This is a genomic window from Marinobacter xiaoshiensis, assembly GCF_031631795.1.
In the GTDB taxonomy this organism is placed as follows: Bacteria; Pseudomonadota; Gammaproteobacteria; order Pseudomonadales; family Oleiphilaceae; genus Marinobacter; species Marinobacter xiaoshiensis.
This window is the reverse complement of record NZ_JAVMBO010000012.1, coordinates 1-15,001: the sequence shown is the minus strand read 5'-3', so window position 1 is coordinate 15,001 and position 15,001 is coordinate 1. Positions and strand designations below refer to the sequence as shown.

8 protein-coding genes, 6 tRNA genes and 3 rRNA genes are annotated in these 15,001 nt (G+C 51.9%); all 17 read right to left on the bottom strand.

Features of this window, described 5'->3' with window-relative positions; all coding sequences use genetic code 11:
- Window positions 1-1,197: an elongation factor Tu gene (gene tuf, locus RKA07_RS09385; RefSeq protein ID WP_310966022.1), complete on the bottom strand. Its 1,197-nt coding sequence runs from the start codon at window positions 1,195-1,197 to the stop codon at window positions 1-3.
- A gap of 51 nt (window positions 1,198-1,248) precedes the next feature.
- A tRNA-Thr gene (locus RKA07_RS09380) sits at window positions 1,249-1,324 on the bottom strand.
- A gap of 14 nt (window positions 1,325-1,338) precedes the next feature.
- Window positions 1,339-1,413: transfer RNA gene (locus tag RKA07_RS09375), tRNA-Gly, on the bottom strand.
- A gap of 11 nt (window positions 1,414-1,424) precedes the next feature.
- A tRNA-Tyr gene (locus RKA07_RS09370) sits at window positions 1,425-1,508 on the bottom strand.
- A gap of 40 nt (window positions 1,509-1,548) precedes the next feature.
- Window positions 1,549-1,624 (bottom strand) — tRNA-Thr (locus tag RKA07_RS09365).
- A 31-nt stretch (window positions 1,625-1,655) separates the two neighbouring features.
- A complete protein-coding gene (locus RKA07_RS09360) occupies window positions 1,656-2,318 on the bottom strand; it encodes a hypothetical protein (protein WP_310966196.1) in 663 nt (220 codons plus the stop codon).
- The gene (locus tag RKA07_RS09355; protein WP_310966195.1) at window positions 2,315-3,049 is read right to left on the bottom strand and encodes a type III pantothenate kinase; all 735 of its coding nucleotides are present in this window, start codon (window positions 3,047-3,049) and stop codon (window positions 2,315-2,317) included. The genes RKA07_RS09360 and RKA07_RS09355 overlap by 4 nt, the downstream gene beginning before the upstream one ends.
- Complete coding sequence (locus RKA07_RS09350) at window positions 3,046-4,017, bottom strand: biotin--[acetyl-CoA-carboxylase] ligase (protein WP_310966194.1); 972 nt, start codon at window positions 4,015-4,017, stop codon at window positions 3,046-3,048. The genes RKA07_RS09355 and RKA07_RS09350 overlap by 4 nt, the downstream gene beginning before the upstream one ends.
- Window positions 4,018-4,124: 107 nt before the next feature.
- The gene (locus RKA07_RS09345) at window positions 4,125-6,524 is read right to left on the bottom strand and encodes a DUF6160 family protein (protein WP_310966193.1); all 2,400 of its coding nucleotides are present in this window, start codon (window positions 6,522-6,524) and stop codon (window positions 4,125-4,127) included.
- A gap of 11 nt (window positions 6,525-6,535) precedes the next feature.
- Window positions 6,536-7,096: a DUF6160 family protein gene (locus RKA07_RS09340; protein ID WP_200205317.1), complete on the bottom strand. Its 561-nt coding sequence runs from the start codon at window positions 7,094-7,096 to the stop codon at window positions 6,536-6,538.
- A complete protein-coding gene (locus tag RKA07_RS09335) occupies window positions 7,093-8,178 on the bottom strand; it encodes a hypothetical protein (RefSeq protein ID WP_310966192.1) in 1,086 nt (361 codons plus the stop codon). Before RKA07_RS09335 ends, RKA07_RS09340 begins: the two co-directional genes overlap by 4 nt.
- Entirely contained in the window at window positions 8,178-9,374 is a 1,197-nt protein-coding gene (locus tag RKA07_RS09330; protein ID WP_310966191.1) for a hypothetical protein, read from the bottom strand. The genes RKA07_RS09335 and RKA07_RS09330 overlap by 1 nt, the downstream gene beginning before the upstream one ends.
- A 217-nt stretch (window positions 9,375-9,591) precedes the next feature.
- A 5S ribosomal RNA gene (gene rrf / locus RKA07_RS09325) occupies window positions 9,592-9,707 on the bottom strand.
- An 87-nt stretch (window positions 9,708-9,794) separates the two neighbouring features.
- A 23S ribosomal RNA gene (locus RKA07_RS09320) occupies window positions 9,795-12,690 on the bottom strand.
- A 328-nt stretch (window positions 12,691-13,018) separates the two neighbouring features.
- A tRNA-Ala gene (locus RKA07_RS09315) sits at window positions 13,019-13,094 on the bottom strand.
- Between the two features lie 96 nt (window positions 13,095-13,190).
- A tRNA-Ile gene (locus tag RKA07_RS09310) sits at window positions 13,191-13,267 on the bottom strand.
- Between the two features lie 107 nt (window positions 13,268-13,374).
- Window positions 13,375-14,915 (bottom strand): 16S ribosomal RNA (locus RKA07_RS09305).
- Together the 16S, 23S and 5S rRNA genes with 2 tRNA genes alongside form the textbook arrangement of a ribosomal RNA operon.
- Window positions 14,916-15,001: the final 86 nt, after the last annotated feature.

The following is a 15,001-nucleotide window of genomic DNA, read 5'->3' as shown; positions in this document are numbered from 1 at the left end:
TTACTCGATGATCTTGGCGACTACGCCGGCACCAACGGTACGACCGCCTTCGCGAATCGCGAAGCGCAGGCCATCTTCCATGGCGATCGGAGCAATCAACGTTACTTCCATCTGAACGTTGTCACCAGGCATAACCATTTCCACGCCTTCCGGCAATTCACAGGAACCAGTTACGTCAGTCGTACGGAAGTAGAACTGAGGACGGTAGCCCTTGAAGAACGGAGTGTGACGACCACCCTCATCCTTGCTCAGTACGTATACTTCACACTCGAACTTGGTGTGCGGCTTGATGCTGCCCGGCTTACACAGAACCTGACCACGCTCAACGTCGTCACGCTTGGTACCACGAAGCAGTACACCCACGTTCTCGCCCGCACGACCTTCGTCGAGAAGCTTACGGAACATCTCAACACCGGTACAAGTCGTCTTGACGGTATCCTTGATACCAACAATCTCAACTTCCTCACCAACCTTGACGATACCGCGCTCAACACGCCCGGTTACAACCGTACCACGACCGGAGATAGAGAACACATCTTCAATCGGCAGCAGGAACGGCTGATCAATCGCACGCTCCGGCTCAGGGATGTAATCATCCAGAGCTTCTACCAGCTTCTTGACCGCGGTGGTGCCCATTTCGTTGTCGTCTTTGCCCTGCAAAGCCATCAGAGCAGAACCGGTGATGATCGGAGTGTCGTCACCCGGGAAGTCGTACGCGCTCAACAGCTCGCGAACTTCCATCTCTACCAGCTCAAGCAGCTCTTCATCGTCAACCATGTCCGCTTTGTTCAGGAACACAACGATGTAAGGAACACCCACCTGACGAGACAGCAGGATGTGCTCACGCGTCTGAGGCATAGGGCCGTCAGCTGCGGAACAAACCAGAATCGCACCATCCATCTGTGCCGCACCAGTGATCATGTTCTTCACATAATCCGCGTGGCCCGGGCAGTCTACGTGTGCGTAGTGACGGTTAGGAGAATCGTACTCAACGTGAGAGGTCGCAATGGTAATACCACGCGCACGCTCTTCCGGTGCGTTATCGATCTGATCGAATGCACTCGCAGAACCTGTGCCCCAAACTTCGTGACACACACGAGTCAGAGCAGCGGTCAGAGTCGTCTTACCATGGTCAACGTGACCAATAGTGCCCACGTTAAGGTGCGGCTTAATTCTTTCAAACTTAGACTTAGACATTCGACCAATCCCCCTAATCAACCTGGATAGTAACGTTGACCGGATAAATAGTGGAGCTCATGACCGGAGTTGAACCGGTGACCTCATCCTTACCAAGGATGTGCTCTACCGACTGAGCTACATGAGCATTGCAAATCAAATTGGAGCGGGCAGCGGGAATCGAACCCGCGTCATCAGCTTGGAAGGCTGAGGTAATAGCCACTATACGATGCCCGCGAGCAATTAAGTGGTGGAGGGGGCTGGATTCGAACCAGCGAAGCTTTCGCGTCAGATTTACAGTCTGATCCCTTTGGCCACTCGGGAACCCCTCCGAGTCAGACGCAGTGCTACACGCCTGTCACAACAAAAAAGTGGAGCTGGCGGACGGAATCGAACCCCCGACCTGCTGATTACAAGTCAGCTGCTCTACCAACTGAGCTACGCCAGCTCACATTCGCTTGTTCAGCGAGGGCGGTATACTACGGATTATTTTCGCGAGTTGCAACACCCTCGCAACGGTTGACCTCAACAAAGTCAAATTCCGCCCCATAATCCGCTTCTACCGCCTGAACCATCTCTTCTACAAGATTTGACTCAGCCTCAAAAGCGAGCGCGTAGCTTATCTGATTTCGGTCGAAGTTGACTAGTACCACGTTAAAATTCTTGCGTTTTTTTTCTTCCAGCACGGATATTGCTGCGCTACGAGACTCAAACAAACCAAGTGAGATCGCGTTTCTGTTCTCACCCTCAGTCACCAGATACGAATCTACGCCTCGCCGCTGCATATCCCGGAACTGTTCCAATGCCGCTGCCGGGGGCTGAGGGGGTATGATAACCCAGTGCAATGACGGCAATGGCCTCTCGACCTTCTCCAGGGACAAACTTTGAGTTCTGGAAAAAACTGAGTGGGCACCAAGAGCCTCCGCAACCTCAACACTCTTTATCCAGCCCACCCTGACACACACCCACTCATTAGAGACTGGCTCCGAAGCAACGACGGCATTTTTCTGAACCTTGAGGCTTGTTACTCTCGGCAGACTCCCACTCACAGCGGAACCAGGCTGACTAGCCACTTTGGAGTAATCACTCAGCTGCCAAACACAAAAATTGATAACAACCAATACCAAGGCCAGCCATTTCATTCTGCATGGGCCTCTGCATCTATAAGACCAAGTCCGTCCATTACCAAAGACGGGCGGAACTCTGCAACCAACCCAAGCTGGAGGAGTCTCTCGGCGTCGCCTCCAGTAACCAGAATATCGCTGATACCGAGAGCTATGCAGTCGCGCCTGACCCGCTCAACCAGCGCCTCAGACAGCCATGCAATACCGTGATTAACGCATTCGCTTGTGCTCACCCCAAGACTTGTATTCAAAACCTGACTGGGATCAAAATCTATTCGAGCTGCGTCCACTTGCAAACTGCGACGCATCATATTCAGGCCTGGCAAAATAAACCCCCCAAGGTGCCGCCCCTCAGAGTCGACATAATCAACGGTTATCGCGCTGCCAGCGTCAACCACCAAAAATGCCTGATTGCGCCGTTGCCAAGCCCCGTACATAGCGTGCCAGCGGTCGGCACCCATTTGACTGCAGTCTTTATACGCACTTTTTAGCCCACCTCTGACAGCCTCCGCCCAGTAGAAGGTGACCGGCGCGTCAAATCGGCTGGACAGATGCTTGAACAGGCTTACCCTCTTTGATTCTGACGCGACAGTAGAAACTGCCACCCTGGAAACACGCCCTTCAGCTGCAGAGAAACCCGGCAGAGGGTCTACATCGGCAGTAACACCTACTCCCTGATCGAAAACCTGCCCAGACTCCTCAAGGCGCCATTTCAGCCTGGAGTTCCCAGCGTCGATCAACAGCCTCATGGAGCTACCCGCAAGCTGATCTCACCGGCACGAATGGGGACAACACCCCCATCGGAAGTTACAAGTAAATAGTTGCCGCTACCATCAATACCGTTGCCAACACCCTTCAACTCCCCATCCTTTGCCTGGATAAGGCGATTGTTGTATATATCACGCTTTTGCCAAGGCTCACGGAATACACCAAAGCCCTTATTCGAAAAATCATCTGCAGCATCAGCCACTGCACCAATAACCGCTGCCGCCACCCGGTTTCTCGTCCATTCGGTGTCCGGGCACGCGCTCGCCAGGCTACTCCAGGGCTGATCAACGCCGCCAGCTTTAAGCATATGCACATTGATTCCAATACCTACAACCACCCGCACAACACCCTCCTGCAACTCACCTTGCAGCTCCACAAGGATGCCTCCCAGCTTTCCCGCCGGTAGAAATATATCATTTGGCCACTTCAAACCAACACCCGTCACACCCAGCATCTCAAGCGCTTCAGCAACAGCAACCCCAAACACCAGACTAAGCCCATCCAGAACCGAAAAGCCTCCGTGAAAGACAAGCCCCATGCTCAGATATAGATTCTCACCTCGCGGGCTCTGCCAGCTTCGACCTCTTCGGCCGCGCCCAGCCGTCTGACAGTCGGCAATGGATATAGGGAGCTTGCTTCCACAACCTTCCGCAACCTGCCTGAGAACTTCAGCGTTAGTTGAATCCACCTCATCGCAAACCCTCAAATCAATCCTCGCCGCCAACTCTTCATCAAGGTGGGCGAGGATCATGGCCGAATCCAGCAAATCAACCCGAGACATCAGTTGGTAACCACGGCCACGAATACTCGCCACCTCAAAACCACGATCCATTAGACGCTTCACCTGCTTCCAGATAGCTGTGCGACTCACGCCCAGCTCTTGGGCGAGAGATTCACCAGAGTGAACCTGTCCATCACTGAGAAGGGCAACAAGGGCTTTGAGTTTCATCAGATATTATCCGGCCGGAAGATTAGGTACCGGCGGATTAAACACCAGGAGAGAGCAAAAAAGCAAAACTGGCGGCCGGTACAGTAAAAGCACGGCCGCCACTGCAGTCAAGGAATCGGTGTCGCTGTCAGGTTAGCCCTGATGTCAAAATTCTGCATCATGACGCCGTAAACAGCCGTTTGAGCGCCACCTGTGGGGTGAATAAGATCAATGTTGTTTATGGATAGTTCTTTGAACTGGCTTTGGGCCTTGACCGCGAAGCCTAACGGGCGATTTGCCAAATCACCCTGGGTTGGGTTGCTGACATACCGATAGCCTTGAGCCGCCGAAGCATCCATGATTTTCTCATCGCCTTTTGCTCCCACAACACCAAGAAAATCGGGGCCGTCTTGCTTCTTAACGACCTTGGTTTGATATACATCTACCGCGAGATCTGTACGAATACCGAAGGTGTTATCGTCTACACCGTCACCATCAAAATCCCCACCATCACTGGTATAAATATCATTTAACAGCACGCTGGCGCCCGTGCCATTAACTGGATTTCCATTGGAGTCCAACTCTCTATTGGTCTCCCAAGAAAAAGCATTCTTTTTATTCCCGTCTGCTCTGGCAAGTATTTGCTTCAAGCGAACTGTAACACCTTCTTCCCCCCTGGTTTCCCAAATACCACCTGAGGCTTCGCACACCATTTGCGTAGTGCCAGCTCCGCCCGCGCACACATCTCCCGCACCACCCGGGAGAATAGCCATGCTGCTTCCAAGCTCATAGCTTTGGACCACAAACCTGCCAAGACTGCCTCCAGCACCCTTATCACCGACCCTGAGATTTCCAATATCCATAGTGCCCCATGACTCTGCCGTGACCATTTCCAGGCCATCGGCCGTTGCATCGATGGTCATACCACGCACATGAGCATCGTACTCAAGCTCACTGATCCACAAGCCCTTCTGGCTAATCTCGCCCCTACCCTTGTCGTAAGCGTCAGCTATAATTGCGGCCTTACCGTTCCTTATGCGAATGTCTGAGTTGACCGTTATTCCTTCGCCGCTTGCGCCGCCGGCTCCAAGCGTAATATGACCATCTAGTTCAAATTCGTAGGATGGATAGAAGCCAAGGGCAAGGAGTAGCTCTGTACCGCCCTGAAGCTGCGCATCGTCACTACCAACCTTGAGTCCATTGATCCGATAACCGGCTGTTACATTCTCAAACCCGATTCGAAGGCCATCAAAGAACTGCGTACCGCCACGGACCTCTTCCCGGGTAACATTCAGAACAACGTCACCTCGCCCCCAAGACTGAAGACCACTGAAAATCACACGATTGCCATCTTCTGTGTAGCTTATATCTGCATTAGCCAAACTCCATTCTGTTGCCAGGCGCATACCTTGCGGCCCTGCTTCTGCGTGCCCGCCGCCCTGCAAATAGATTGCGTTCGTGTAGCTATTCCCGTTGTACGAATGATCCTGGAACAGGAAGTTCGCGTTGACCTCCCCGATACTTTTGTTGTTGGCGCCCATTTCAATGGTACCAACGTTAAATTCGCCAGCCATTGCTCCCAGGGTCAAGGCCAAGGCCGGCCTGTTATTCCAGTCAGTCGCAACATCAAGCCGCAAATCTTGCACGTTCAGATACCCAGTGATGTTTCTGAGAGCAAGGACATTAGCGTCGTCATGATAGAGAAAGGAGGCACTGTGAATAGTAGTCTGGCTGTCAAACCGTAACCCCTCACCCTCGCGGCCGCCGGCCCTGATATCCGAGTTTGAAGACAGATCGAACTCACCACTTATCCCACCATAGGAGGGTAGTAATGCACCCGACCCTGCATCAGTGCTAACGCCATGATTCAGTGCATTTCCACTGTATCGAATGGCTTCTACTTTCCAGTTACCAACAATTCTGGGTGCACCCAGCTTGAGCGTATCGCCAACCACATCCAGCGTTATACCCAAAGCCTCAACATCCATCGTAATACCATCGAGAAAGAATTCGTTACCATTGGTCCTATAGCCTAAACGCCCTCCGGTCATGGTGTACGCAGTATCAAAGGCATAGCCCGCGCCGCCCGTGGCACCACCCTGTTTTATATTCACATAGCCCTCAAGAGAGTGATCAAGAAAGACACCACCCATACTCAGGCCCGGAGCACCCGCGAGTCGAATATCACCAAATTCGATCCTGCGATCTTCAACCAGGTAACCAAGGTTCAGTGATGCATCTGCACCTATATCAACCTTTACTACGTGATGCGCTGAGCCATTTGGATCAGAAGCGGAGCCCACGCGAAACCCTTCCAGGTGAATACCCTTGCCATCATCATAGTAGGTGACCTTGTCTGCAGTTACTGCCAGATCCATCTCCAGCGTAATGCCGCTTTGCCCGCTAACTGAGGCGAGCTCTGAATCATCAAGACTCTTCATTCCCGCAGATGCAGCCGATGCCAGGCCCAGAAACAACAGCCCAAAATGGATAACAAGAATGTAGTCCCGACCTTTATCGATCCTCATAGCACCACCCTTTATGGATTTCCCGTTGGGAAGACCAGCAGGTTGCCTTCCATGATTACATCGCCCTGCATCTCAACTGTGAATATATCTGTTTGCTGAAACCCAAGATCCGTCGGTCTGGGCGTGCTGCTAGCTGCAATCTTGAACCGGACATCGTCGAAACGAACGATATTTGGCAAGCCTAGCTCCAGCACGTCACCATTGAAGAGCGCACCATCACCACCAAAGCCCGTATCTATTGTTCGCATCCCCAGTGTCAGGCCTTCAAAGGCAAAACCGCCCCGGAGCTCATCGAGAACCAACCAACCGCCTGTTTCTTTTAGCCGATACGCTATTCTGGCCCCACACTTTCTGGTTACATCATCACAACTCCCGAAGTAGCTGTTCTCGACCGGCCCACCCAGCGCGTTGATGCTCACATCCCCAGACAGGTAAATACCACCCTGGCCTGAAACATCCGAGAGCACATCATCTTCCAAGGGAGCCATCTCAGCTGCGGCAATCAGGGACAGGAAACTTAAAGCAAAAGCGAAAGATAGACGATTCCTTAAACTCAGCAGGCGTTGGCTCATAGCGCTAAGTCCTTGGTTTGTATCTTGAGATGCTGAATCAGCATGCCCTCCATGCGCGCCGGGCCAAAATCTTTGGCCCCCACACTAAAGTTACCTATGTGCAAATTACTGCGATATTCAGGATTCGAGTAATAATCGTTGTAGAAATCCCAGGTCGCTGCATTACTGCCATCCCGCTTCCCACTTGCAGCTATGTGCCCCGTGGGGGGTGCTGCTATGGTGTCAACTTCAAGTATGAAGTTTCCGCTTCCATCAACATCGAAAAAGATCGGCTGGTACCGATTGCCGATTGCAAGCTCCAATGCAAAGTCAGACATTGTTATGCGGGAGCCGCATGTGACCCCATCGAGCGAACATGCGTTAATTGAGAATTCAGGGGAATAGAGGTTGAAGCGAAACTCACCAGCCATTTGCTTGCGCTCACCATCCCCCCAAAGCCTGATATAGCTGCCATCAATGACCGCACTGCGCGCATGAAAGTTGAGATTGGACGAGCGATCCGCGCCAACTGCGACGTTCATTTGCATACCAATGTCCGCACGCTCTCCCCTCCAGTCAGCAGTGGCAGGCCGGCTTGAGCATGTACCGGATCCCGCTGCAGCAGAGCCACCCATACAATCAAAACCCTCTGCCATCGGCACCTTGGTGGATGCCGCAAGCTCAAGGACGGCTTTATTGGGAATGCCTATATCATCCCCGTTTAGGACATCAATGCTCCATGGGTTCATCAGGCGTCCCAAGTTTACCGGCGAAAGATTCTGGCCATAGTTGCTGTCGGCACCAGCGATGTATAAGTGGTTTACTGTGATATCGACTTCTTGGCCATCGGTACTTTTAATTCCGGAAATTCTGAAGACTCTCGCCTGCTCACCACTTTGGTCCGGCTTGTCAGTGCCATGGGAAAACGTAAAGCTATCGAGCACAAGCCCAATGCCCGCACCATCAACTTTGGACAACTGTCCATCATCAAGCGATTGGAGTTCTGCTAAAGCAACAGCCTGCCATCCGAGCATCACTCCCAGAAGCAAGCTCCGTGACATCACAAATTCAAGAGCAATCTTGCGAACGTTTGTGAAGGTCATTAAAAGAGTCCCCTACCGCGATCTATGTATTCAGATCGATACCGAGGCACACCATTAAGTGCCTCGCCCAGGTTAACTTCTGTCGCACCATTCGGGATGTTGAAGAAAGCACCACTGGTTGCTTGCAAAAACTCAGCTTCGGCCATTTTTCCCTGCTTTACATCTTTAACCCACTCTACCGCCCTGGTCTGGAAAGACATAAAAGCACCTGCAACGGGAGCAACAACACTTCTTTCGCCGTTAGTTTGTCCCAACTCGCCCACCGCGAATGATCGATATTGCCCCAAATCGAAACAGGATTGTATAGAGAGAACCTTACAATCCATTGCAATAACTTCGATATTGCCTTCTGGACAGTCAAACAGGTTATTACAACCTGGAACCTCTATTTTAGAGCTTGAACCCGGTGCCAAAAGATCCTTCATAAACAGGCGAGCAAACGTGCTAGCACCCTCAAGTACAAACCTTTCACCATCAGGAACGCCAATATGTTCTGATCTGATTTCATCAATCTCGCCGTAAGTTGGCGAATTAGGGTCGCCATCAACCAATCGCGCCTTGGTTTCCAGTGCGTTATTTTTTTCGAGAATAGGAGTAAGGAAATGAATTAACTGATCGGATATCGTTGGATTTTCTTGCTTGGCATTTTTCATTGCCCCACCCACGTCTTTGATCATCACGTTTACATTGCCTGTTAACGTTTCAATATCAGCAGACAATATACCCATGGCATCGCCAAATCCCAGTCGCACGCCGATAACTTCTTGCGTCTGCTGATCAAAGGCAAATTCAATAAAGGGGTTCTCGATAAAGAAGGGGACGACTTCATTTTCAGCATAAGCCGCTCCATCGGCTTTATACATTTCCGGGACTTCCGGGTTGTCCTGAAAGAACTTATCGTTCTGGATGTAACCTAGCGCAAAATTATTAATGAGTACGTCTGACGTACCCGGCTTCTCTCCATCCCGCTCATAGCGGCCGAGCTCAAGCGTATCAATATTTGTTTGAACCTCTATATCCATTCCGAGATTGATTCTCGTATAAGCGGTAGAGGCATCGGGATGGAAATCACGATCGATTGAGATAAAAGCCTGGCCGATAACCTCCGACAGGTGTTCATCAGCAATTGGATTCAAGTCGGCACTTACTCCCAGAGACAGGGTGGAGAAGGTAAGCGCTGCTACCAATCTACTCATAATAGTTCCGCTGCACACGTGCTGTTAAGCTGAGGGCATTCCTGCGGTGTAAAAGCGAATGCACCTTCAGTACTGACATTGTTTTTTTATTTGTCAGTTTCCTTAACGTACTGTAACGATATGTTCGAACTGCAACTGTGCGAGCGGGCATAATTCGGGCATAATTCGGGCATAAAAAAACCCCAGCTTCGCACGAAGCTGGGGTTTGGACTTAAGAGTCTGACGATGACCTACTCTCACATGGGCAAATGCCACACTACCATCGGCGCAGGCCTGTTTCACTTCTGAGTTCGGGATGGGATCAGGTGGTTCCAAGCCGCTATGGTCGTCAGACAAAACGGTTGATCACTGGGGGACGGGATAGAACGAGTGTGATGATGATTTTTTCGACGTTATCCAGACAATTGTCTTGGGTGTTATATAGTCAAGCCGCACGAGCAATTAGTATCGGTTAGCTCAACGCCTCGCAGCGCTTACACACCCGACCTATCAACGTCCTGGTCTTGAACGGCTCTTTAGGGACCTCGAGGGTCCAGGGAGATCTCATCTTGGAAGGGGCTTCCCGCTTAGATGCTTTCAGCGGTTATCCTGTCCGAACATAGCTACCGGGCAGTGCCACTGGCGTGACAACCCGAACACCAGAGGTTCGTTCACTCCGGTCCTCTCGTACTAGGAGCAACTTTCCTCAAATCTCCAACGTCCACGGCAGATAGGGACCGAACTGTCTCACGACGTTCTAAACCCAGCTCGCGTACCACTTTAAATGGCGAACAGCCATACCCTTGGGACCGGCTTCAGCCCCAGGATGTGATGAGCCGACATCGAGGTGCCAAACACCGCCGTCGATGTGAACTCTTGGGCGGTATCAGCCTGTTATCCCCGGAGTACCTTTTATCCGTTGAGCGATGGCCCTTCCATACAGAACCACCGGATCACTATGACCTACTTTCGTACCTGCTCGACGTGTCAGTCTCGCAGTTAAGCGGGCTTGTGCCATTACACTAACCGTACGATGTCCGACCGTACTTAGCCCACCTTTGTGCTCCTCCGTTACGCTTTAGGAGGAGACCGCCCCAGTCAAACTACCCACCACACAATGTCCTCGATCCCGATAAGGGACCAGAGTTAGAACCTCAAACATGCCAGGCTGGTATTTCAAGGTTGGCTCCACGCAAACTGGCGTTCACGCTTCAAAGCCTCCCAGCTATCCTACACAAACATATTCAAAGTTCACTGTGAAGCTATAGTAAAGGTTCACGGGGTCTTTCCGTCTAGCCGCGGATACACCGCATCTTCACGGCGATTTCAATTTCACTGAGTCTCGGGTAGAGACAGCGCCCCCATCGTTACGCCATTCGTGCAGGTCGGAACTTACCCGACAAGGAATTTCGCTACCTTAGGACCGTTATAGTTACGGCCGCCGTTTACCGGGGCTTCGATCAAGAGCTTCGCACGAATGCTAACCCCATCAATTAACCTTCCGGCACCGGGCAGGCGTCACACCGTATACGTCCACTTTCGTGTTTGCACAGTGCTGTGTTTTTAATAAACAGTCGCAGGGGCCTGGTATCTTCGACTGGCTTCTGCTCCGTCCGCGAGGAACTTCACATACCACCAGCGTGCCTTCTCCCGAAGTTACGGCACCATTTTGCCTAGTTCCTTTACCCGAGTTCTCTCAAGCGCCTTGGTATTCTCTACCTGACCACCTGTGTCGGTTTGGGGTACGGTCTCGAATAGCCTGAAGCTTAGAAGATTTTCCTGGAAGCAGGGCATCAATGACTTCGCTCCCGTAAAAGGGTGCTCGTCGTCACGTCTCAGGATTGTGGATCCGGATTTGCCTAAACCCACTCCCTACACGCTTAAACCGGGACAACCGTCGCCCGGCTCACCTAGCCTTCTCCGTCTCTCCATCGCAGCTATCCAAGGTACGGAAATATTAATCCGTTTCCCATCGACTACACCTTTCGGTCTCGCCTTAGGGGCCGACTCACCCTGCGCCGATTAGCGTTGCGCAGGAACCCTTGGTCTTCCGGCGTGCGGGTTTTTCACCCGCATTGTCGTTACTCATGTCAGCATTCGCACTTGTGATACCTCCAGCAAGCTTCTCAACTCACCTTCGCAGGCTTACACAACGCTCCCCTACCCCGCATACAAAGTATGCAGCCGCAGCTTCGGTATCCAGTTTGAGCCCCGTTACATCTTCCGCGCAGGCCGACTCGACTAGTGAGCTATTACGCTTTCTTTAAAGGATGGCTGCTTCTAAGCCAACCTCCTAGCTGTCTGAGCCTTCCCACATCGTTTCCCACTTAACTGGAATTTGGGGACCTTAGCTGGCGGTCTGGGTTGTTTCCCTCTTCACGACGGACGTTAGCACCCGCCGTGTGTCTCCCGGATAGTACTCACAGGTATTCGGAGTTTGCATCGGGTTGGTAAGTCGGGATGACCCCCTAGCCGAAACAGTGCTCTACCCCCTGTGGTATTCGTCCGAGGCGCTACCTAAATAGCTTTCGGGGAGAACCAGCTATCTCCGGGCTTGATTAGCCTTTCACTCCGATCCACAAGTCATCCCCTGGCTTTTCAACGACAGTGGGTTCGGTCCTCCAGTTGATGTTACTCAACCTTCAACCTGCTCATGGATAGATCGCCCGGTTTCGGGTCTATGCCCAGCGACTAAATCGCCCTATTCAGACTCGGTTTCCCTACGGCTCCCCTAAACGGTTAACCTCGCCACTGAACATAAGTCGCTGACCCATTATACAAAAGGTACGCCGTCACAGAACAAGTCTGCTCCGACTGCTTGTACGCATACGGTTTCAGGATCTATTTCACTCCCCTCACAGGGGTTCTTTTCGCCTTTCCCTCACGGTACTGGTTCACTATCGGTCAGTCAGGAGTATTTAGCCTTGGAGGATGGTCCCCCCATATTCAGACAGGATACCACGTGTCCCGTCCTACTCGATTTCACTAGACTCAGGTTTCGGATACGGGGCTATCACCCACTATGGCGGCACTTTCCAGAGCCTTCTCCTACCAGTTGTCTAGCTTAAGGGCTAGTCCCCGTTCGCTCGCCGCTACTTAGGGAATCTCGGTTGATTTCTTTTCCTCGGGGTACTTAGATGTTTCAGTTCCCCCGGTTCGCCTCTTACACCTATGTATTCAGTGCAAGATACCCGACCGAAATCGGGTGGGTTTCCCCATTCAGAAATGTCCGGATCACAGCTTGTTTGCCAGCTCCCCGAACCTTATCGCAGGCTTCCACGTCTTTCATCGCCTCTGACTGCCAAGGCATCCACCGTATGCGCTTAGTTGCTTGACTATATAACCCCAAGACAACTGATCACTGATGACACAGAAGACTGACACCTAACCGAAGTTAAGCGACAATGTTCCAGGAACATTCAGAGACAGTCACTCGAAGTCATACACAACCACTTCAACGACAACACCGGATAACGCTTGAAAAAATCGCTATCACATTGAACACATTCTCTCGGAGATAATGAGAAAATGTCTTCGTGTTCTATCTCGTCCAATTTGTTAAAGAGCAAATCTGACCCAGTGATCAGAAAGAAGGATTTCAAACTTCACAGCGTTGAAACACTTGTTTCTGTACACTGACCGAAGTCAGGTGACCAAGTAATATTTGGTGGAGCTAGGCAGGATCGAACTGCCGACCTCCTGCGTGCAAGGCAGGCGCTCTCCCAGCTGAGCTATAGCCCCCAAAAGCTATCTCGTAAAATCGTGTAGATCTAGGCGTGTTCGGACGCCGCATAGCCTGCTATGCAAGTTCGGACACAACGACGAGCTACGCGATTTTGGTGGGTCTGGGTGGACTTGAACCACCGACCTCACCCTTATCAGGGGTGCGCTCTAACCACCTGAGCTACAGACCCGGTTTTGCTTGCCACAGACAAGCCAAGTCGGGCCTGAAAGACCCTTGCTCTCTTTATCAATCAACCAAGTAATTCGTGTGGACTCTGACCGAAGCTTCGACTTCGTTTAAGGAGGTGATCCAGCCCCAGGTTCCCCTAGGGCTACCTTGTTACGACTTCACCCCAGTCATAAACCACACCGTGGTAATCGTCCTCCCGAAGGTTAGACTAACTACTTCTGGTGCAATCTACTCCCATGGTGTGACGGGCGGTGTGTACAAGGCCCGGGAACGTATTCACCGTGACATTCTGATTCACGATTACTAGCGATTCCGACTTCACGGAGTCGAGTTGCAGACTCCGATCCGGACTACGATACGTTTTGTGAGATTAGCTCCCCCTCGCGGGTTTGCAACCCTCTGTACGTACCATTGTAGCACGTGTGTAGCCCTGGCCGTAAGGGCCATGATGACCTGACGTCATCCCCACCTTCCTCCGGTTTGTCACCGGCAGTCTCCCTAGAGTTCTCAGCATTACCTGCTAGCAACTAGGGATAGGGGTTGCGCTCGTTACGGGACTTAACCCAACATCTCACGACACGAGCTGACGACGGCCATGCAGCACCTGTGTCAGAGTTCCCGAAGGCACCAATCCATCTCTGGAAAGTTCTCTGCATGTCAAGGCCAGGTAAGGTTCTTCGCGTTGCGTCGAATTAAACCACATGCTCCACCGCTTGTGCGGGCCCCCGTCAATTCATTTGAGTTTTAACCTTGCGGCCGTACTCCCCAGGCGGTCAACTTAGTGCGTTAGCTGCGCCACTAAGGATTCAAGATCCCCAACGGCTAGTTGACATCGTTTACGGCGTGGACTACCAGGGTATCTAATCCTGTTTGCTCCCCACGCTTTCGCACCTCAGTGTCAGTGTTGGTCCAGGTAGCCGCCTTCGCCACTGGTGTTCCTTCCTATATCTACGCATTTCACCGCTACACAGGAAATTCCACTACCCTCTACCACACTCTAGCCGAGCAGTTCGAAGTGCCGTTCCCAGGTTAAGCCCGGGGCTTTCACATCTCGCTTACTCAACCACCTACGCGCGCTTTACGCCCAGTAATTCCGATTAACGCTTGCACCCTCCGTATTACCGCGGCTGCTGGCACGGAGTTAGCCGGTGCTTCTTCTGTGAGTAACGTCAATCCTTAAAGGTATTAGCTTTAAGGCCTTCCTCCTCACTGAAAGTGCTTTACAACCCGAAAGCCTTCTTCACACACGCGGCATGGCTGGATCAGGGTTTCCCCCATTGTCCAATATTCCCCACTGCTGCCTCCCGTAGGAGTTCGGGCCGTGTCTCAGTCCCGATGTGGCTGATCATCCTCTCAGACCAGCTACGGATCGTCGCCTTGGTGAGCCATTACCCCACCAACTAGCTAATCCGACTTAGGCTCATCCAATAGCGCAAGGTCCGAAGATCCCCTGCTTTCCCCCAAAGGGCGTATGCGGTATTAGCAGCCGTTTCCGACTGTTGTCCCCCACTACTGGGCAGATTCCTAAGCATTACTCACCCGTCCGCCGCTCGTCAGCGGGTAGCAAGCTACCCCTGTTACCGCTCGACTTGCATGTGTTAAGCCTGCCGCCAGCGTTCAATCTGAGCCATGATCAAACTCTTCAGTTTAAATCATATTAAGATCCGAAGACCTTATAACCTTTGCTCAAGACAAAACTCAATTTTCGACGAGTCGCTTGCCTTGGTATTTCTTG